A 19424-nucleotide genomic window follows, 5' to 3' on the forward strand; every position below is an offset into this window, starting at 1 on the left:
GAATCACAAGAACGTCCACGTCGTAAGCAACACTCATCACACCATCACACACGGAAGAGGAACCACCATGAAGAAGATCGTGCAATCGCGCTGTGCCGTGGCTGTCGGCGCATTCGTCCTCGCACTCGGCGCGGCGGCGATGAATCAGGCGAACGCGGCGGAACTGACGGTCGTGAACTTCGGCGGCGCGAACGGCGACGCGCAGAAGGCCGCCTTCAACCAGCCGTTCGAAGCGCAAAACGGCGCGAAGGTGACGGCCGTCGAGTACAACGGCGAGCAGGCCAAGGTGAAGGCGATGGTCGAGGCGAAGCACGTGAACTGGGATGTCGTCGAAGTGGAATCGGGCGACCTGGGCCGCGGCTGTGACGAAGGCCTGTATGAAAAGCTCGACTGGTCGAAGCTCGGCAAGAAGTCGGATCTGATACCCGAAGCGCCGCAGACGTGCGGCGTCGGCATCTTCGTGTGGTCGACGGCGATGGCGTACAACGCCGACAAGCTGAAGACGGCGCCGGCAAGCTGGGCCGACTTCTGGGACACGAAGAAATTCCCCGGCAAGCGCGGCATGCGCAAGGGCGCGCGCTACAACCTCGAGTTCGCGCTGATGGCCGACGGCGTCGCGCCGAAGGACGTCTACAAGGTGCTCGGGACGAAGGAAGGTCAGGACCGCGCATTCAAGAAGCTCGACGAACTGAAGCCGAACATCCAGTGGTGGGAAGCGGGCGCGCAGCCGCCGCAATTCCTCGTGGCGGGCGACGTCGTGATGTCGACGGCTTATAACGGCCGTATCGATGCCGCGCAGAAAGAAGGCAAGAACCTGAAGGTCGTCTGGAACGGCAGCATCTACGACCTCGACTACTGGGCAATGCCGAAGGGCACGCCGAACAAGGCGCTGGCCGAGAAGTACATCGCGTACACGATCTCGTCGAAGCCGCAGCAGGAATACGCGAAGCACATCGCGTACGGTCCGGTGAACGAATCGGCCATCAAGTCGCTCGACGCGAAGACGCTCTCGAATCTGCCGAACTCGCCGACCAACGGCAAGAACGCGGTGCTGCAAAACCTCACGTTCTGGACCGATCACGGCGACGAGCTGGAGCAGCGCTTCGCGTCGTGGGCGTCGAAGTAAGCATGAAGTGAAGGCGATGCGGCTTCTGTTGAAAGAGGCCGCATCGCTGCGGTACTGAAGTGACGTCAGACATGGAGAAACGTGTGACGACGATGACGATCGCCGCCGACTCGGCCCCCGAGTCGTCGAACAAACTCAAGCGCGAACTGAAGGCCGCCGAAGCGAAGAAGCGCGCAATGGCGCTGCTGCTGATCGCGCCGCTCGCGATTTTTCTGCTGATGATCTTCGTCGTGCCGATCGGCGCGCTGCTCACGCGCGCCGTGCAGAACCCGGAGATCGCGACGGCGCTGCCGCATACCGTGACGGTGCTGCGCGACTGGGACCGCAAGTCCGCGCCCACCGACGCAGCGTATGCCGCGCTCGCCACCGATCTGACGGCCGTCTCCGACGGTGAAGCAATGGGCGCGCTGGCGCGCCGTCTGAACACGGAGATTCCCGGTTATCGCTCGCTCGTCGCGAAGACGGCGCGCGCGATGCCGCTGAACGACGATGCGGGCCACGCGCTGCCGCCCGCGCAGATGAAGGCGAAGATTCTCGAAACAGACGAACGCTGGGGCGACGTGAAGTACTGGCAGGCGATCGCGAAGAACGGCGGCACGTATTCGCCGTTCTATCTGCTCGCCGCACTCGATCACAAGCAGGATGCATTCGGTCACATCATTCCGACCGATCCCGAGCAACAGATTTATCTCGCCGTGTTCAGCCGCACGTTCGTGATCGGCGTTGCCGTCACCGTGTTCGCGTTGCTGCTCGGCTATCCGCTCGCGTACTGGATCTCGACCCTCAATGAACGGCGTGCGAATCTGGTGATGATCCTCGTGCTGATTCCGTTCTGGACATCGATTCTGGTGCGCGTCGCCGCGTGGATCGTGATTCTGCAGAGCGAAGGGCTCGTCAACAAGGCGCTGCTCGGCACAGGGCTGATACACGATCCGTTGGCGCTGCTGTTCAACCGCGTCGGCGTCTACATCTCGATGACGCATATTCTCTTGCCGTTCATGATCCTGCCGCTCTACAGCGTGATGAAGTCGATTCCGCCGAGCTATCAGCGCGCGGCGATTTCGCTCGGCTCGCATCCGTTCGCGGCGTTCTGGCGCGTGTATGTGCCGCAGACGTATCCGGGCGTCGGCGCGGGCGCGCTGCTCGTGTTCATCCTCGCGATCGGCTACTACATCACGCCGGCACTGCTCGGCGGACCGAACGACCAGATGGTCAGCTACTACGTCGCGTACTTCACGAACGTGACGATCAACTGGGGCATGGCGTGCGCGCTCGGCGGTCTGCTGCTCGCGGCGACGCTCGTGCTGTATGTGATCTACGGACGCTTCACGCGTTCTCAAGTGAGCCTCGGCTGACGGCAAGGAGCACGCGATGAAAATGGCCAAACCGATGTTCGCGCCGCACACGTCGATGATCGAGCGCGTGTGGTACTTCACGTTGCGCGGGCTTGCCGTGCTGACGCTGCTGTATCTGATCCTGCCCGTGCTCGCGATCGTGCCGCTATCGTTTTCGTCGAGCACTTTCCTTGTCTATCCGATTCCGGGCTGGTCGCTGCGCTGGTATCAGAACCTGATCGCTTCAGACGAATGGCGCATGGCCGCAAAGAACAGCTTTATCGTTGCGCCGTCCGCGACGGTGTTCGCCACCGTGCTCGGCACGCTCGCGGCGATCGGGCTCACCAAGGCGAATTTCAAGGGCAAGGCGCTGCTGATGGCGGTGCTGATTTCGCCGATGATCGTGCCCGTGGTGGTAGTCGGCGTCGGCATGTATCTGTTCTTTGCGCCGCTGGGACTGGCCAATACGTATATCGGGCTGATCATGGCGCACGCGTCGCTGGGCGTGCCGTTCGTCGTGACGACGGTAGCCGCGACGTTGCAGGGCTTCAACTACAACCTCGTGCGCGCGAGTTTGTCGCTCGGCGCGAGCCCCGTGAAGACATTCTTCAATATCACGTTGCCCGTCATTGCGCCGGGCGTGATCTCGGGCGCGCTGTTCGCGTTCGCGACGTCGTTCGATGAAGTGGTCGTCACGCTGTTCCTCGCGGGCGCGGATCAGACGACGCTGCCGCGTCAGATGTTCACGGGCATTCGCGAGAACATCAGCCCGACGATCGCAGCGCTCGCAACGATCCTCATTGTGTTTTCCACGTGCCTGCTGCTCGCGCTCGAATGGCTGCGCGGCAGGAATGCGGCGCGGGCAGTGGCGGTATAGGGGCGCTTGCCGCCATGCGTCCGTCAAACCTCCGCTTTGACAAACGTTCACAACCCAGGTTGAACGCTGCTGTACAACCCACGCTGACTCCATCAGTGGCGTCAACGAAAGCGGGTTACGGCATCGTCGTGGACTCGTTCCAACAGCTGCAATACAAACCTGGGAAAACTATGGAACACGGAATCATTGCGTGGTTGATCATCGGCTGCGTGGCGGGCTGGCTTGCCAGCGTGCTCGTGGATGGCGGCGGCTTCGGCGTCCTGATCGATATCGTCGTCGGGATTGCGGGCGCGTTTATCGGCGGCTGGCTGTCGGGCGTGCTGCATATCTCGCTCGGCAACGGATGGATCGGCTCGATTGCCACGGCTTTTGTCGGCGCGGTCATCCTGCTGTTCATCATTCGCCTCATCAAGCGTCGGTGACGGCGCGGCGCGGGTGGTGTGCGCTGTAGCCGTCCGCGCTTCGCGTCACCGCCTCGCCGCCTGGTCAACGGTCGCAACGGGCGCAACGGATGCAACGGGCGTCATGCCGCCCAACGCCTGAAACAGCGCAGCCGTATCCGCAAGACGATCGCCCTGTGCCCGCGTCCGGTCGATCGCCGTCTGCAACGCCTGGCGTTGCGTATCGATCAAGCCGAACTGGCTGACACCACCCGCCGAATAGCGCGCCTGCGCGATCTTCACACTCGCTTGCGCCTCCGACGCCGCGTCGTCGCGCGCCTGCAGTCCATCCGCATCGTCGTTCAACGCATGCAGCGTATCGGCGACCTGTTGCAGCGCCTGTAGCACGGTCTGCCGGTACGACGCGAGAGCCGCATCGTAAGCGGCTTGCGCGGCGCGTTTCTTCGCGTGCAGTTCGCCACCGTGAAAGATCGGCTGCGTCAAATTCAGGCCGATGTTCCAGATGTTCATGCCGTTGACGATATCCTCGATGCGTGTGCGCTCGGAACCCACACCCGCCGACACCACGAACTGCGGATAAAGATTCGCTGTCGCGACGCCGACGTTCGCGCTCGCCTGGTGCAGCAGCGCTTCCGATGCGCGGATATCGGGGCGTTCGCGCGCGAGCGTCGACGGCAGCGTGACGGGCACGCTGTCGGGCACATGCAGCGCGTCGAGCGTGATGTCGTTGAAATCCGCGTTCGACGGCGCCACGCCGAGCAGAATCGCCAGCTGATGATCGGCCTGCGCGCGTTGCGTCGCGAGCGGCGCAAGCTCTGCCCGCGTCTGTGCGAGCAGCGTGCGCTGCGTGCGCACGTCGAGTTCCGCGACGCCACCCGCCGCATAGCGTCCTTCGATGATTTTCAGCTGTTGCGCCTGTGCATCGGCGAGTTGCTCGGTCAGCGCGAATTGCTGTTGCAGCGACGCGCGCCGGATCGCCGTCGATACCACATTGCCCGCGAGCGTCAGACGCGCGGCATCGAGTTCGTACGTCTGATAATCGACCTGCGCGAGCAGTGCTTCGAGCGCGCGCCGGTTGCCGCCGAAAACATCGAGCAAATACGACACGCTCACCGACGCATTGAACAGCGTGAACGGCCCCGGACTCGGCACGGGAATGCCGAACGCCGCCGGATCGACTTTCTGGCGCGCGCCGGAAAGCTTCGCGTCGATTGTCGGAAACTGCGTCGCGCCCGCTTGCGCGACATAGTTTTCGCGCGCTTCGACGAGCTTCGCGCGCGCTTCGTCGAGCGTCGGGCTTTGCTGTAGCGCTGTATCGACGAGACGGTTGAGCGCGTCGGAACGAAATTGCGTCCACCACGCCGGCAACGCGTGATCGGCGGCGACGAGCGTTTGCGTCGCGCCGGCTGCCTGCGTCGAAGCAGGCAGCGTTTCGCGCGCATAGGACTGCGCATCGGGCGCGGAGGGCGCATGGAAATCCGGGCCGGCGGCGCAACCGCCCAACAGAAGCGCAGCGACGAGGACGCAGCGTTTCATGATCGAGTCCTCCTAGTCGAGCGTGCGCCGGTAGAAGCGCACTGCAATCGCCAGCACGATGACCGTGAAGATCGCGACGGGCCACACGGAAGGCCACAGGTCCACCCAGCCGTTGCCCTTCAGAAGAATGCCGCGCACGAGGCGATTGAAGTACGTGAGAGGCAGCAGATTGCCGATCCATTGCGCCCACACGGGCATGCCCGCGAAAGGAAACATGAAGCCCGACAGCAGCAGGCTCGGCAAAAAGTAGAAGACGGTGAGCTGCATCGCCTGCAACTGGTTCTGCGCAATCGACGACAGCGTGATGCCGACCGTCAGGTTCGCCGCGATGAAAAGCAGCGCGGCCACATAGAGCGCAATCAGGCTGCCGACGAACGGCACATGAAAGACGTAGCGCGCTGCGACCAGGATGATCGACGACTGCACGAGTCCGATCGCGATGTACGGCACCAGCTTGCCCGCAATTACTTCGAGCGGCAGAACGGGCGTTGCGAGCAGATTTTCCATCGTGCCGCGCTCGCGTTCGCGCGTCATCGCGAGGCCCGTCATCATGACCATCGTCAGCGTGAGGATCGTGCCCATCAGCCCCGGCACGACGTTGTATTGCGTGATGCCTTCGGGGTTGTACAGCTTGTGGATCTGCACGTCGAACGCGGCGGGCGCGCCGTTCAGATGCGCGAGCGGTCCCGTGATGTCCTTGTCCGCGACCGATTGCACGAGACCGGGCAGCGCGGCGAGGGGCGCTTGCGTCGCCGTCGGATCGGTTGCGTCGGCTTCGACCAGCAGCGCGGGCCGTTCGCCGCGCAACAGCCGACGCGAAAAATCGACGGGTATCGACACGACGAACTGCACGTTGCCTTGCGCGAGCGCATGCCGTCCGGCCGCATCGTCGGGCAGCGTCTCGACGATATTGAAGTAGTCGGAGTTCTGCATCGCCGCGACGAAGCTGCGCGAGAACGGGCTGTCGTCGCTGACGATGACGGCCGTGCGCAGGTGCTTCGGATCGGTGTTGATCGCGAAGCCGAACAGCGCGAGCTGAAGAATCGGCAGGCCGACGATCATGCCGAACGTGATGCGGTCGCGCCTCAACTGGACGAATTCCTTCAGCACGATGCCCCACCAGCGCGTGACGGAAAAGAAGCGGTTCACGATGGCTTGCCCACGTGCGCGTAGTTGTCGGTCGAGCGGCTCATCATGTAGATGAACACGTCTTCGAGTCCGGTGTCGATCGGCTCGATACGCACGGACATGCCGGACGTCGCCTGCCGGATGGCCTTTTCGAGCGCCGCATGATCGTGGCCGCTCGCGTGCAGCGCGGAGCCGAATACGACGGTCTGGTCGACGCCCGGCGTGTTGCGCAGCCGTTCCGACAGGTCGGTCAGCCGCTCGCCGTGAATCGCCCACGTGGCGAGCGCCTGCGAATCGATCACCTGTTGCGCGCTGCCTTGCGCGAGCAGCTTGCCGTAAGCGATGTACGCGAGCTTGTGGCAGCGTTCCGCTTCGTCCATGTAGTGCGTGCTCACGAGCACCGATATGCCTTGCGCCGCGAGACGATGCAACTCTTCCCAGAAGTCGCGGCGCGCGGTCGGATCGACGCCCGCAGTCGGCTCGTCGAGCAGCAGCAGCCTCGGCTCGTGCAACATGCACGCGGCGAGCGCGAGCCGCTGTTTCCAGCCGCCCGACAGCGCGCCCGTCATCTGGCCTGCGCGCGTTTGCAGGCCGAGCGTTTCGAGCGCGCGATCGACTTTCTCCTTGCGGTTCTTCATCTGATAGATGCGCGCGACGAAATCGAGGTTCTCGCGAATCGTCATATCGTCCCAGTACGAAAAGCGCTGCGTCATGTAGCCGACATTGCGCTTGATCTGCGCGCTCTCGCGCACGATGTCGTAGCCGAGGCACGTGCCGCTGCCGGAGTCCGGCGTGAGCAGTCCGCACATCAGGCGGATCGACGTCGTCTTGCCGCTGCCGTTCGGTCCGAGAAAGCCGAAGATTTCGCCGCGCGCGACCTGCAGCGTCACATCGTTGACGACGTGCCTGTCGCCGAAATGCTTGTTCAGGTTGTGCACGTCGATGGCGAGCGTTGCGTTTTGCGTGTTCATCGCAAGCTCACCGAAACGGGCTGGCCGGGATGCAGGCGCGGCGCGTCGTCGACGGACGGGCGCGCTTCGATCATGAACACGAGTTTTCCGCGGCTCTCGTTGCTGTAGATGACGGGCGGCGTGTATTCGGACGAACTCGACACATAGGTGATCTTCGCGCTCACGTCCGATGCGCAGCCGTCGCAATGAATGGTCAGCGCGCGGCCAGGCTGAAGCGAACCGACCAGCGTCTCCGGCACGAAGAAGCGCACCTTCACGTTCTGCGGCGGCAGCATCTGCACGACGGGGCTGCCCGCCTGCACCCATTCGCCGACGCGGTACAGCGTGTCGTAGACACGGCCTTGCGCGGGCGCGTTCACGCGCTTCTGGTCGAGCTTCCATTGCGCCTGCGCGACGGAGGCCTGCGCCGCGTCGACTTGCGCCGCCTGCGCGGTCAGTTGCTGCGAACGCCCAGGCAGGCGCGCGACGTCGACTTCATGCGTGAGCTCGCGCACCTGCGCGTTCGCGGCATCGGCAGCGGCGCGCGAATCGTCGAGCTGTCCCTTCGGAATGCCGCCGACGCGATACTGCGCGTCGTCGCGCGTCAGTTGCAGCGCCGCCTTGCGCGCATTCGCGATGGCCTGCGCAAGCTGCGCTTTGGTCACGTCGATTTCGGGCGGGCGCTTGCCCGTCTGGATATCCGCGAGCTGTGCGCGGGCCGCGGCGAGCTGTTGCTGTGCCTGTTGCAGCGCGGCCGCTTCGTCGACGGATTCGAGCGCGAACACGGGCGCGTTCACGGCGATCTCGTCGCCGCGCGCGACGTCGAGCTGCGTCAGCTTGCCCGATTGCGACGAGCCGAGATACACGAATTCGCCTTCGACATAGCCTTGCCATGTGTTGTCGTCGCGATGCGAGCATGCACCGAGCGCGCTGCATCCGACCAACGCAATGAACACGACGAATAGCCGCAGCGTGTTCGCGGATGAACGGGACTGCGTCATGATCTGGACCTCGTGGTGGCGCGCCGCGTGGTCTTGCGCGCTGCTCGAACGTCAGGCGCTTTGTCGGCAGCTGTTGCGCGCGGACGCATGCCGCCCAGCAGCAGCGCCGTCGCGTGCCGCTGCAGCGTCTCGCCCTCGATCGGGGGGAAGCCGCGAATGCTTTGCCATACCTTCGCGGCCGCTTGCGGCAGCATCACGAGCGCGAGGATCGAGTTGAACATCAGCAGGGGATCGAGTTCGGCGTTCACTTCGCCCGCCTGCTGCGCCTGCATGATGCGCGCGCCGAAGCGCTTGATGTTGTCGAACGGAATGCGCGTGAGCATGCGCTCGCGCAACATGCCGCCTTCGTTGATGACCTCGCGCAGCCACAGCGGCGGCAACCACCGCATGCGGCGCGTGACGTCGAAAAGGCGCGCGACGAGATCGTTGACCATCGCGAACGGATCGGGGTTCGAATCGTCGCCTGCGGCGCTCCATACGAAGCCGATGGACGGCGCGAGCCGCTCTTCGACGATCGCATCGAGCAGCGTTTCGCGGTTCGTGAAGTAGTAGTGCACGAGCGCGGACGTGACGCCCGCAGCCGTGGCGATCTGCGCGACGGTGGTCGCGGCGATGCCGCGCTCGGAGAACAGGCGCGTGGCCGTGTCGAGCAGATGTTCGCGCACGTCGAAGTTCTCGACGACGGGGCGCCGGCCGCGCGGTTTGGCCGGTGGACGCTTCGGGTTCATGAGAGGCAAGCTTAATTGACGAGTTAGTTAAATTCAAGCGGGTTTACCTGAAGTCCGACGCGCTGCTTCGGGTTCGACACGCTCGCCTATCCCGGAGAGCCAGATTTTGCCCGGCTGATTTACTTTTTTATGCGCGGGGTATTTATTGCCACGCTGGATAACATTCGGGTTGAATATGCAATGAAGAATGCGGAATATTCCGCAGACTGAATGCGTCAATAATGAATTAGAATCTTCCCGTAAAGTGGCGTGCGGCGATTTGTCAGGAGTCCGCGAAATTGACGAGCGCGCGATCAAAGAGATATCTGGAGAACGGGAGTTGGCTTCTATATTAATCGTGGACGATCATCCTGCATTTCGCCTTGTTATCAAGACTCATCTATTGCAATTGCTCGGTACGCAGGAAGTATTTGAAGCGGACAACGGTCAGGCGGCAATGGAAATGGCGCGTCAATTCGCGCCTGATCTCACTATTCTCGATCTGGATATTCCGCGAATAAATGGCCTCGATGTTCTTTCCCGTCTGAAAGCCGCGCATCCCGGCATGCGCGTGCTGATTCTATCGAGCCACGATGCGGCCACTTTCGTGACTCGCGCGATGCGGGCAGGCGCGCAGGGTTTCGTCAGCAAGCTCCAGGACGTGAAGGAAATCATGCGCAGCGTGGAGGCGGTGTTGTCGGGCTATAGCGTGTTTCCCGTCGTGCCGTGCGCGAACGGTTCCGGGTCCGCCCATGCCGTTGCGGGAGCCGACAAGCTCGACATGCTGTCCGACAAGGAACTCGTGATCCTGCAGATGCTGGCCAAGGGCATGTCCAACAAGTCGATCGGCGATGCGCTCTTCATCAGCAACAAGACGGTCAGCAGTCACAAGACCCGGCTGATGAACAAGGTGGGCGTCGAGACGCTCGTCGAGCTGGTCGATTTCGCGCGGCGTTGTGGCATCACGGCCGCGCAACAATGACGTCGCTTCCCATGTGCACCGCTTTCGACTGCACGCTGCGCGCGCAAATCGATGCCCTCGCGCTGGGCGATCACACCGTTGCGCGCGACGTGACGTGTGCGCTGATCGAGACGAATCGCGCAACGCTCGTGTTCATGATCGCGGCCCGCCATAGCGAAGCATGGGACGATCTGGGCCGTGCCGCTCATCGACTCGCCGGTTCGCTGGGCATGCTGCGACGCAGCCGCGAAATCTCGCTGGCGCGGCGCCTGGAGCGCGCGGCATTCGAGCGCGATGCGCTGACGGTCGTCGCGCTGCTTCCATTCGTGGCGGAAGCGGTCGATCAACTGAACGAACAGCTCACCGACTTGTTGACCTCGCAGACATGACAGGCGAATGGGCGCCTTGTGCCTATCATTGCGCATGCGGCAATTAATACTTGTTAGCGCAAAGGCAGGCATTTTCTCCTGCACAGACAAAATCGCGCTCTATACTGGTCATTAGCGCGACTGAGCAGCTTTCCCCGAGGTTGCACGAATCAGCCGCGCTGACCGCGCACGGTTCTCTGATCGTCTCCACCGTGATTCGCGGAATTTCAGGCCCGCATTCTGCGGGCCTTTTGTCGTTTCGTTATTGGGTCGCTTTTTCTTTTTGTTGCCTTTATCGCGCGTGTTGCGCCGTCTGTCGGCGCTGCTGCTTATGGCCTGAATGTCCAGCGCGCGCGGGAGCAGTCGAGTTCCGTCATCAGCGATTTCATTTGATCGACGAGCCCATCGAGCAATCCGCCATCGACCGGCTGCTGCGCGGCGCTCGCCCGCTGCAACGCGTTCATCATGCCTCGGCCGCCGACGATGCCGACTGCCCCGGCGAGCTTGTGCAACACGCTGCTGATGCCTTGCGCGTCGCCGGACGCGCGGCATCGTTCGAGTCGGGCCAGATCGTCGTCCATCGACTTGCGCCAGTCGCGCAGCAAGCCGTCGACGTCCACGCCCTGCTCGGCGAGCGAATCGAGCGCGGTGAAGTCGTACGCTTCGAGGCGCCGCCCAGGCGGTGCAGCGCGATCTTGCGCGCTCGCTGGAAGCAGACGCTTGAGGCACGCGTCGATCGTGCCCAGGCTGGCCGTCTTGACGAGAATCGCGCCGAACATCGCGCGTTCGCTGCCGTTCGTTGCTTTCGTGTCGGGATTCGCGGACAGCAGGATGATGGGCAGCGGCTCGCGGCACGTGCTGAACATTGCGCGGACGTGGCGCGCGAGCTCGACGCCGTCCATGCCGGGCATCTGCAGATCGGTGATCAGCAGATCGATGCGCTCGCGAGCCAGCACGTCGAGCGCCTCTTCGCCCGAACAGGCCGCGATGCAGCGATAGCCGAGCACGTCGAGTTGACGCGCGAGCACTTTGCGGTTCACTTCGTTGTCGTCGGTGACGAGAATGGTCGGTCGTCCAGAAGAGGAACGGACTTGCGCGCGCAACGGCACGGCTCGCGTGGGCAGCGTTTCGTCGCGCGTATCGCAGACGCGCCGGAGCGCCGTCCACGACAGCGGGCTGAGCGACAGTTCGACGCCGTTGCCTGCCTCCCGGATGCCGCCCGGCAGCGCATCGCGCGTCATCACGATCGTGCGCTTCGCGCCATGAGGCGACGGCGGCCGCGATGCGGCAGCAAAGTGATAGTCGATGCGCACGGGCGGCTTTGCGTCGGAGGGCAGCGCGGTGACGCCCAGCTTCTTCAGCAGTTCGCACAGTGCCTGCCGGTCTTCGTAAGTGTCGAGATCGACGGTGGCCCAGCGGCGCTCGTGCTCGAGCACCGGCCAGTCGTGGCGCTCGATCGTGAACGGCGCATGGATCGCGACGCACACGCCGACGCTTCGGCCCTGCAAAACGGTGATGTCGCCGCCCATTCGTCGCGCGATCGCACGGCATAGCGCGAGATCGGGATGCGCGCGGAAGTCCGCCGATTCGGCCACGGCCGGATGCGTGCCGGAGCGCCCGTTGCGCGCGCCGCGCGTCGTGGACGTTGCCGGCGTTGTCGACGTTGCGCCCGCCGGTCCGTTGATGCCGATCACGATGCGTTGCGCACCCGCATTCAGCGATTCCGCGCGCGCGGCGACGGTGAGGGTGCCGGCGTCGGCTTCTTCGATCGCGTAGGCCAGCAGGGCGAACAGAATCTGCCCAAGGCGAGTTGCGTCGGCCAGCACGCACGCCGCGACGGAGCGGTCGATGCATATTTGCATCCGCATCCGCTTGGCCGCCGCGACGGGCGCCAGGAGCAGCGCGGCCGCGTCGAACAGTTCGCGCAGATCGACGGCATCTTCATCGAGCACGACGTTGCGCTCGTCCGGCGGGAGCATGTCGAGCGCGTCGCCGGCGACCTGCGCGAGCGTCTGCGCAGCGTGACGATAGACACGCGATGCACGCGTCGCCTGGCGCGCGGCGAACGGTACGCCGGTTGCGTCGGCGAAACGCGCGGCGTCGTTCAATGCCCGCATGGGCGGCACGATCGCGCGCCTCGTGCGCGCCAATGTCCGGACCTGTTCTTCGAGTGCCTCGGCTCGGGCTGCCTGCCCGGCTTCGTCAGCCGCGCGCGCGATTTCGGCCGCGAGCGCTTTGTTGTCTTCCCGCGTGAGGCGCAGCGACGCGCTCAGCTTTTCGTTGACGAGCGAGAGCGCGCGGTGCGCCGCGCCGTTTCTGGCGATGACGTGCAGCGCGCGCGCCAGCAGCAGCGTTGCCGCCGCCGACGCACCCGCGAGCGGACCGCAGTACGCCGCGAGCGCGCCGAACAGCGACAGCGCGCACGCAAGCGACGAGCCGCCGACCGTGCGCACCGGAAACGAGAGCGCGTCTGTCGCGCGGCGGAGTGTCATGCTCGCGACCGTGTCAGTCGATCAGCTTGTGCAGCGACGCGAACTCGATCAGCGCGGCCAGCGACGATAGCCCCAATTTTTCGCACAGCCGCGTCTTATACGTGCTCACTGTCTTGTCGCTGAGAAACAGCCGGCTCGCAATCTCCTTGTTGCTGACGCCGCGCGCAAGATACTGCAGCACTTCCATCTCGCGCGGCGACAGTACTTCCAAGCCGCTGTTCCGGCTCGCATTCTGCGCATGCGCCGGGAAACAGTCGAAGCCGAGCAACACGGTGCGCGCGGCCGTCAGCATCTCCGCCATTTCGCGGCCTTTGCTGATGTAGCCGTTCGCTCCCGCCTGTTGCGTGTGACCGGCCATCACGTGATCCGGCTTTCCGATCGCGATGAAGTTCATGCAGGAGGGGTTGCTATGAAACGCGCGCGCCTGATTCATCGCGGAGAGTCGACGCGCATCGCGCTCGACGTGACCGAACACGCGTTCGAACGCCTGCATGGGTTGCTCGGCCGCTCATGTCTCGATGCGACGCAGGCGCTGTGGCTCGAACCGTGCAATGCGGTGCATACGTTCGGCATGCGCTTTTCGATCGACGTAGTCTTTATCGACGATCGCAATCGCGTGGTGGCGATCCATTGCAACGTGCAACGTGGACGCATGCTGTTTTGCTGGCGCGCGCGCAGCGTGCTGGAGATGAACGCGAACGCGGCGCATGTGTGCGGTATCGGTATCGGCGACAGGCTCGCATGGAGGGCGCTGCCGTGACGCATGAATACATGCGCAAGCGATGCATGAGACACATGAGACGCATGACAGGGCAGGCGATGACGGAATTTCTGATCGTCGCGCCGCTGCTGCTGTTTTTCGGTTTCGCGACCGTGCAGTTCGTGCTGCTGTATCAGGCGAAGTCGACGCTTGACGTTGCCGTGCTCGAAGCGGCGCGTGATGGGGCGGTGAATCATGGATCGATGCAGGCGATGCAGGCAGGTCTCGCTCGCGGTCTCGCGCCGTTGTATGCGCGGCATGCCGATGCGCGGGGCGTGCAATCGGCCATGCTTGCGGCGCGAAGCGCGGTGACGAAGGCGGCGTCGATTGCGATTGTCAGCCCGACGGCCGCGATGACGCGTGACTTCGCGCGCACGCGCTTCTATCCCGACGAGGGCATCACGCACGAAGAGATTCCGAACGATACGCTGATGTATCGCGATGCGTCTCCTGGCATGGAGTCGAACGTGAATGTGCAGGATGCGAATCTGCTGAAGCTGCGCGTGCACTACTGCTTCGATCTGGTCGTGCCTCTGGTCAACAGGATCATGTACTACGCGACGAACGTGATCGGCAACGTCGCTGCGAATGGCCTGTTTTCGCGTGGACCCGCTGACGCAGACGTCGATGCGTATGGATCGCCGCGCCGGCCCGACAGCGTGTGCCGGACGACGCTCGCCGATGGATTGCAGAGCCAGCGCTGGCCGATTGCGCTGGAATCCGGGGCGATCGTGCGGATGCAGTCGCCGTTTCGCGCAGACGCGGCCAACGATGCGGCTACCGTGACGGCGCGTTGATGCTGCGTGTCGTGTTGCTCGCGTTGCTGGCGATCGTCGTGATCGGTGATGTCGATGATGCGCGGGCAGGCGGACGCGTCGAGATGGTCATCGGCGGATTGAAGGGCGGCGATGCGGCCGGGCAGTCGCTGGTGATCGAACTGGACGCGTCGCTTGCGGCGCCAACGGGCCCGCGTGGTGCATTGTCGAGGGTGCTGGCGTGGACGCCGCTCGTCGATGACATTGCGAAGCGTGTCGGCGTCGACAGAGCGCTGCTGATGGCCGTCATCGATGTCGAGTCGGGCGGCAATCCGTTTGCGGTGTCGCGGAAAGGCGCAACGGGCTTGATGCAAGTGATGCCGCAAACAGGCAGGCAGCAGGGCGCGGACGATCTGTTCGATCCCGGGCAGAACCTTCTGGCGGGCGCGCGTTTGCTCGATGCGTTGCTTGCGACGTTCGGCGATGTTTCGCTGGCGCTTGCGGCGTATAACGCGGGCGAGGGTGCGGTGCGAAAGTGCGGCGGCGGGATTCCGCCGTATGCGGAGACGCGGCGCTATGTGGAGCGGGTGATGGAGCGCGTGGCGTTTTATCAGCGGTAGTGCGATGAGCGTCGGCTGGCGAAGTGGATAAAGCCGGCCGGCGCTCTCTCTTGCGCGCAATGCAGAGGGCTTGCGCTGCTTGTCAGCTCGCCGTCCCCGCATAGGCGGCTTTCAACGTGGCGACATCGAACTTGATCATCGTCATCATGGTCTCTGCGACGCGCTTCGCCTTGACGGGATCGGGGTCTGCGATCATCGGGATGAGATCGTTCGGCACGATCTGCCACGAAATGCCGAAGCGGTCTTTCAGCCAGCCGCACGCCTGGGTCGAGCCGCCGCCCTCGAGAAGGGCGTTCCAATAGCGGTCGAGTTCTGCCTGGTCGTCGCAACTGACCAGCAGAGATATCGACGGGTTGAACGGATCGGGCTGCCCGGAGCTCATCGCATAGAAGGGCTGCCCGAAGAGAACGAACTCGACGACTTTCGTGGCGCCGGCGCTCGGCACCCCAGTGACCCGGATGACGCGCGAGTCCGGAAAGATACCCGCATAGAAAGCAGCGGCCTCCTCCGCTTCGTTGGAGTACCAGAGAAACGGCGTGATCTTCTGAATCTTCATGGCAAATCTCCTGTCAGTGTTGGGGCGATGCGGTGGCAAAGCCGCATGCTGCATGCTGCCGTAGAGACGACGAACGAAGACTATCAAATTCGACACGCCGGGAAACAGCGTTTCGCTTTTTTCGTCAGCGCCGGCGATGAGGGTAGGCAGGGAAGATTCGCGCAGTCGCTAAAAGGACTCACCGTGACGACGAACGAGACAGAGATCCGTCATCCAAAGACAAAGACAAACTGAAGCGGATGCGGTCGTCATGATGTGCATGCTCAGCGGCCGCCAGAGCGTGAGCGTCATACGGCGTCGCAGCAAACCGCATTCCTCGGCGGCGCGGCGCTATATCGCGTGATTCCGTTTTCTTACCGCGCTTTCGCAACGCAAAAACAGGCCGTCATGGACATTCATTGGCTATCTGTGATGCGCTTGAAACTGACGTAGTAATCGTCGGTGTAGTAGCAATCACTGGTCTGCTTGCGCGGTCCGCCACATACGACGCGGCGCAGCCCGCGATCCTTCGAGCCAGGCGTGCGAACCGTATAGGTGTGGTAGTAGCCGCGCGGATGCTCGGGCAGCAATCCCGCGCTGTTGCGGAACAGGACCCCGTCCTCGCCAAAAGGGAAAGGGCCGCCCGCTTTGATCAGACGCAGTGTTTCCGCCGCTTCACCCGGCAGCTGCGCCTTGGTGACGGCCGCCGGCGCGCTCCGCTGCTGCGCCCCCGACGCGGCGAGTGTGTTGCTCGCGGCCTGCCCAGGCTGACCGGCCGCCTGACTCGCGGATGCGTCCGGTTCCTTGGTCGCGTTTTGCGATCCGTTCTTGTCGCATCCGCCGAGGATCGCGCTCAAGGCAAGGATGCAGGAGAAAGCCCACGCTCGCTTCACGAAACGGTTGCCTCCGGGTTGACCAGCATTCGACGACGACGAACGGGTCAAGGGTATCGCTAATGGCAGAGCGAATCAACGTTCGGCCGGAAACAGGAACTTTTTACTCGACAACGCGGACCACGCGCAGCTCACGGCGAAATTGGCCGACTGCATGCATTTCCATCGCGCGCAAACGAAAAAAAAGCCCGGCATAACCGGGCTCTTAAAAGTCACTGCGTCCTCGACGAGAACGCAGCACCTGCAAAGCGATAGCTTACGCTGCGAGCAGCGAGCGCAGCACGAACGGCAGGATACCGCCGTGCTTGTAGTAGTCGACTTCGATCGGCGTATCGATACGCAGCAGAACGGGGACGCGCTGCTCCGAACCGTCCTTGCGATGGATCACCAGCGTGACTTCCTGTTGCGGCTTGAAGTCGTCGCCGAGACCTTCGACATCGTACGTTTCTTCGCCCGTGATGTTCAGCGACTGGATGCTATCCGAGCCCTTGAACTGCAGCGGCAGAACGCCCATGCCGACGAGGTTCGAACGGTGGATGCGCTCGAAGCTGCGCGCGACAACCGCCTTCACGCCCAGCAGTTGCGTGCCCTTCGCCGCCCAGTCGCGCGACGAGCCCGTGCCGTACTCTTCGCCCGCGAACACGATGGTCGGCGTGTTTGCCGCGATGTACTTCATCGCTGCGTCGTAGATCGACAGCTGTTCGCCGCTCGGCTGGTGAATCGTCAGGCCGCCTTCGACGCGCGTGCCGTCCGCCTTCGCCGGGATCATCAGGTTCTTGATGCGGACGTTCGCGAACGTGCCGCGCATCATCACGTCGTGGTTGCCGCGGCGCGAGCCGTAGCTGTTGAAGTCGGCCTTCTGCACGCCGTTTTCCTTCAGCCACTTGCCTGCGGGCGAGTCTTCCTTGATCGAGCCGGCCGGGCTGATGTGGTCGGTCGTGACCGAGTCACCGAAGATGCCCAGTGCGCGCGCGCCCTTCACGGCAGCGATGCTCGAGGCCGGCTCCATCGAGAAGTCGTTGCCGAAGAACGGCGGCTCAGCGATGTACGTCGACTTCGGCCAGTCGTAGACCTGGCCTTCTTCGCCTTCGATCTTGCTCCACAGATCACCCTTCTTCGTGAGCTGCGAGTAGTTCGTGCGGAAAGCGTCGGCGTCCAGTGCGTACTTCAGCAGCGCGTTGACTTCTTCGCTCGACGGCCAGATGTCGCCGAGGTAGATGTCCTTGCCGCCCTTGCCCTTGCCGACCGGCTCGGTCATCAGGTCGCGCGTGATGTTGCCCGCGATCGCGTAAGCGACGACCAGCGGCGGCGATGCCAGGAAGTTCGCGCGGATGTTCGGGTGAATGCGCGCTTCGAAGTTGCGGTTGCCCGACAGCACGGCGGCCGCGACGATATCGTTCTTCGTGATCGACTCGTTCAGTTCCGGCGTCAGGTCGCCCGCGTTGCCGATACAGGTCGTGCAGCCGTATGCGGCCAGCGTGAAGCCGAGCTTGTCGAGGTAGGGCAGCAGGCCCGTCTTCGTCAGGTACTCGGTGACGATGCGCGATCCCGGAGCCAGCGACGTCTTGATGTGCGGCGCCACTTCCAGACCGGCTTCGACGGCCTTCTTCGCCAGCAGGCCGGCTGCCAGCAGCACGCTCGGGTTCGACGTGTTCGTGCACGACGTGATCGCGGCGATCAGAATGTCGCCGTTCTTCACGTTGACGCCGTTGCTCGTCGTGTATTGCGCGTTCAGGTCTTCAGCCTTCTTCGCGAAGCCGTTTTCGTTGACGGGCTTCGAGAACAGGTCGGTGAACGTCGACTTGACGTTGGTGATCTCGATGCGGTCTTGCGGACGCTTCGGACCGGCCAGCGACGGCGCGACCGTGCCCAGATCGAGCGTGACGACCTTCGTGTAGTCGATGTCGCCAGCGTCGGGCACGCCGAACAGTTCCTGCGCCTTGAAGTAGTTTTCGAACGCCGAGATTTCCGCTTGCGTGCGGCCCGTGCCCTTGAAGTAGTCGATCGTCTTTTCGTCGACGGGGAAGAAGCCCATCGTCGCGCCGTATTCCGGCGCCATGTTGCCGATCGTCGCGCGGTCCGGCAGCGACAGCGAGCGCGTGCCTTCGCCGAAGAACTCGACGAACTTGCCGACAACCTTTTCCTTGCGCAGCAGTTCGGTGATGGTCAGCACGAGGTCCGTTGCCGTCACGCCTTCGCGCAGCTTGCCCTTCAGGTGCACGCCGACGACGTCCGGCGTCAGGAAGTACACCGGCTGGCCAAGCATGCCCGCTTCCGCTTCGATGCCGCCCACGCCCCAGCCGACCACGCCGATGCCGTTGATCATCGTCGTGTGGCTGTCCGTGCCGACCAGCGTGTCCGGATAGTACACGGTGTCGCCGTTCTCGGCCTTCTTGTGCACGCCGCGCGCGAGGTATTCGAGGTTCACCTGGTGAACGATGCCGACGCCCGGCGGCACGACCTTGAACGTGTCGAACGCCTGCATGCCCCACTTCATGAACTGGTAGCGCTCGTTGTTGCGCTGGAATTCCAGCTTCATGTTCAGGTCCAGCGCGCCCTTCTCGCGGAAGTGGTCGATCTGCACCGAGTGGTCGACGACGAGATCCACGGGAACCAGCGGCTCGATCGACTTCGGGTTCTTGCCCGCGCGCTGCGCGACGCCGCGCATGGCTGCGATGTCGGCGAGCAGCGGCACGCCCGTGAAGTCCTGCAGCACGACGCGCGCGACTACGAACGGAATTTCGTCGACGCGTGCAGCCGTCGGCTTCCAGTTCGCGAGCTGCTCGATGTGTTCTTCGGAGATCTTCTTGCCGTCGTAGTTACGCAGCACCGATTCCAGCACGAGGCGGATCGAAACCGGCAGGCGGTCGATCTTGACGTTCAGTGCCTTACCGAGCTGCGGCAGCGAATAGAACTTGCCTTTGCCGGAACCGCTGTCGAATTCCTTGAGCGTTTTGTGGAGGTTGTGGGCCATGGTAAT

Annotated in this window: 19 protein-coding genes; 9 read left to right on the plus strand and 10 right to left on the minus strand. The window is 63.5% G+C overall.

Features of this window, described 5'->3' with window-relative positions:
• The first annotated feature begins 67 nt into the window (after positions 1-67).
• The 4 genes from AABE10_RS02825 (at position 68) to AABE10_RS02840 (ending at position 3759) form a co-directional block, all read left to right on the plus strand.
• Complete coding sequence (locus AABE10_RS02825) at positions 68-1126, plus strand: ABC transporter substrate-binding protein (RefSeq protein WP_342931766.1); 1059 nt, start codon at positions 68-70, stop codon at positions 1124-1126.
• Positions 1127-1218: 92 nt separating this feature from the next.
• A complete protein-coding gene (locus AABE10_RS02830; protein ID WP_342932240.1) occupies positions 1219-2481 on the plus strand; it encodes an ABC transporter permease in 1263 nt (420 codons plus the stop codon).
• A 16-nt stretch (positions 2482-2497) separates the two neighbouring features.
• A complete protein-coding gene (locus AABE10_RS02835) occupies positions 2498-3337 on the plus strand; it encodes an ABC transporter permease (protein WP_342931767.1) in 840 nt (279 codons plus the stop codon).
• Positions 3338-3507: 170 nt separating this feature from the next.
• Entirely contained in the window at positions 3508-3759 is a 252-nt protein-coding gene (locus AABE10_RS02840; protein ID WP_342932241.1) for a GlsB/YeaQ/YmgE family stress response membrane protein, read from the plus strand.
• Between the two features lie 45 nt (positions 3760-3804).
• Here the strand turns inward: AABE10_RS02840 and AABE10_RS02845 are convergent, their stop codons facing one another.
• Genes AABE10_RS02845 through AABE10_RS02865 form a run of 5 tightly spaced genes read right to left on the minus strand, consistent with a single transcriptional unit; the run spans position 3805 to position 9081 of the window.
• Positions 3805-5274 carry an efflux transporter outer membrane subunit gene (locus tag AABE10_RS02845; protein WP_342931768.1) on the minus strand — a complete coding sequence of 490 codons (1470 nt, stop codon included), beginning with the start codon at positions 5272-5274 and terminating at the stop codon, positions 3805-3807.
• 12 nt (positions 5275-5286) lie between these two features.
• Positions 5287-6423: an ABC transporter permease gene (locus AABE10_RS02850; protein ID WP_342931769.1), complete on the minus strand. Its 1137-nt coding sequence runs from the start codon at positions 6421-6423 to the stop codon at positions 5287-5289.
• Positions 6420-7373, minus strand: coding sequence for an ABC transporter ATP-binding protein (locus AABE10_RS02855; protein WP_342931770.1), 954 nt, complete (start codon positions 7371-7373; stop codon positions 6420-6422). Before AABE10_RS02855 ends, AABE10_RS02850 begins: the two co-directional genes overlap by 4 nt.
• Positions 7370-8353 (minus strand): HlyD family secretion protein, encoded by a 984-nt coding sequence (locus AABE10_RS02860; RefSeq protein ID WP_342931771.1) that lies wholly within the window; start codon positions 8351-8353, stop codon positions 7370-7372. Before AABE10_RS02860 ends, AABE10_RS02855 begins: the two co-directional genes overlap by 4 nt.
• Complete coding sequence (locus tag AABE10_RS02865) at positions 8350-9081, minus strand: TetR/AcrR family transcriptional regulator (protein ID WP_342931772.1); 732 nt, start codon at positions 9079-9081, stop codon at positions 8350-8352. The genes AABE10_RS02860 and AABE10_RS02865 overlap by 4 nt, the downstream gene beginning before the upstream one ends.
• A 319-nt stretch (positions 9082-9400) precedes the next feature.
• Between AABE10_RS02865 and AABE10_RS02870 the strand changes: the two genes are divergently transcribed.
• Together AABE10_RS02870 and AABE10_RS02875 are read left to right on the plus strand one after the other, a co-directional pair.
• Positions 9401-10042, plus strand: coding sequence for a response regulator transcription factor (locus tag AABE10_RS02870; protein WP_342932242.1), 642 nt, complete (start codon positions 9401-9403; stop codon positions 10040-10042).
• Positions 10039-10410 carry an Hpt domain-containing protein gene (locus AABE10_RS02875; protein WP_342931773.1) on the plus strand — a complete coding sequence of 124 codons (372 nt, stop codon included), beginning with the start codon at positions 10039-10041 and terminating at the stop codon, positions 10408-10410. Before AABE10_RS02870 ends, AABE10_RS02875 begins: the two co-directional genes overlap by 4 nt.
• A 308-nt stretch (positions 10411-10718) precedes the next feature.
• Here the strand turns inward: AABE10_RS02875 and AABE10_RS02880 are convergent, their stop codons facing one another.
• Positions 10719-12881, minus strand: coding sequence for an ATP-binding response regulator (locus tag AABE10_RS02880; protein ID WP_342931774.1), 2163 nt, complete (start codon positions 12879-12881; stop codon positions 10719-10721).
• 13 nt (positions 12882-12894) lie between these two features.
• Positions 12895-13275: a response regulator transcription factor gene (locus tag AABE10_RS02885; protein ID WP_342931775.1), complete on the minus strand. Its 381-nt coding sequence runs from the start codon at positions 13273-13275 to the stop codon at positions 12895-12897.
• 15 nt (positions 13276-13290) lie between these two features.
• Here AABE10_RS02885 and AABE10_RS02890 point away from each other — a divergent pair, with 15 nt between their 5' ends.
• The 3 genes from AABE10_RS02890 to AABE10_RS02900 are packed head-to-tail and all read left to right on the plus strand — an operon-like array spanning position 13291 to position 15016.
• The gene (locus AABE10_RS02890; protein WP_342931776.1) at positions 13291-13641 is read left to right on the plus strand and encodes a DUF192 domain-containing protein; all 351 of its coding nucleotides are present in this window, start codon (positions 13291-13293) and stop codon (positions 13639-13641) included.
• Between the two features lie 35 nt (positions 13642-13676).
• Complete coding sequence (locus AABE10_RS02895; protein ID WP_342931777.1) at positions 13677-14438, plus strand: TadE family protein; 762 nt, start codon at positions 13677-13679, stop codon at positions 14436-14438.
• Positions 14438-15016, plus strand: a complete 579-nt coding sequence (locus AABE10_RS02900; protein WP_342931778.1) for a lytic transglycosylase domain-containing protein — start codon at positions 14438-14440, stop codon at positions 15014-15016. The genes AABE10_RS02895 and AABE10_RS02900 overlap by 1 nt, the downstream gene beginning before the upstream one ends.
• 82 nt (positions 15017-15098) lie before the next feature.
• Here the strand turns inward: AABE10_RS02900 and AABE10_RS02905 are convergent, their stop codons facing one another.
• From AABE10_RS02905 to acnA, 3 genes are all read right to left on the minus strand, one after another.
• On the minus strand, positions 15099-15572 hold the full coding sequence (locus AABE10_RS02905) for a VOC family protein (RefSeq protein ID WP_342932243.1): 474 nt from the start codon (positions 15570-15572) through the stop codon (positions 15099-15101).
• A 395-nt stretch (positions 15573-15967) separates the two neighbouring features.
• Entirely contained in the window at positions 15968-16444 is a 477-nt protein-coding gene (locus AABE10_RS02910) for a ribonuclease (protein WP_342932244.1), read from the minus strand.
• A 256-nt stretch (positions 16445-16700) separates the two neighbouring features.
• On the minus strand, positions 16701-19418 hold the full coding sequence (acnA, locus tag AABE10_RS02915; RefSeq protein WP_342931779.1) for an aconitate hydratase AcnA: 2718 nt from the start codon (positions 19416-19418) through the stop codon (positions 16701-16703).
• Positions 19419-19424 lie beyond the last annotated feature (6 nt).

The organism is Paraburkholderia diazotrophica, from assembly GCF_038900755.1.
GTDB classification, from domain to species: domain Bacteria; phylum Pseudomonadota; class Gammaproteobacteria; order Burkholderiales; family Burkholderiaceae; genus Paraburkholderia; species Paraburkholderia diazotrophica_A.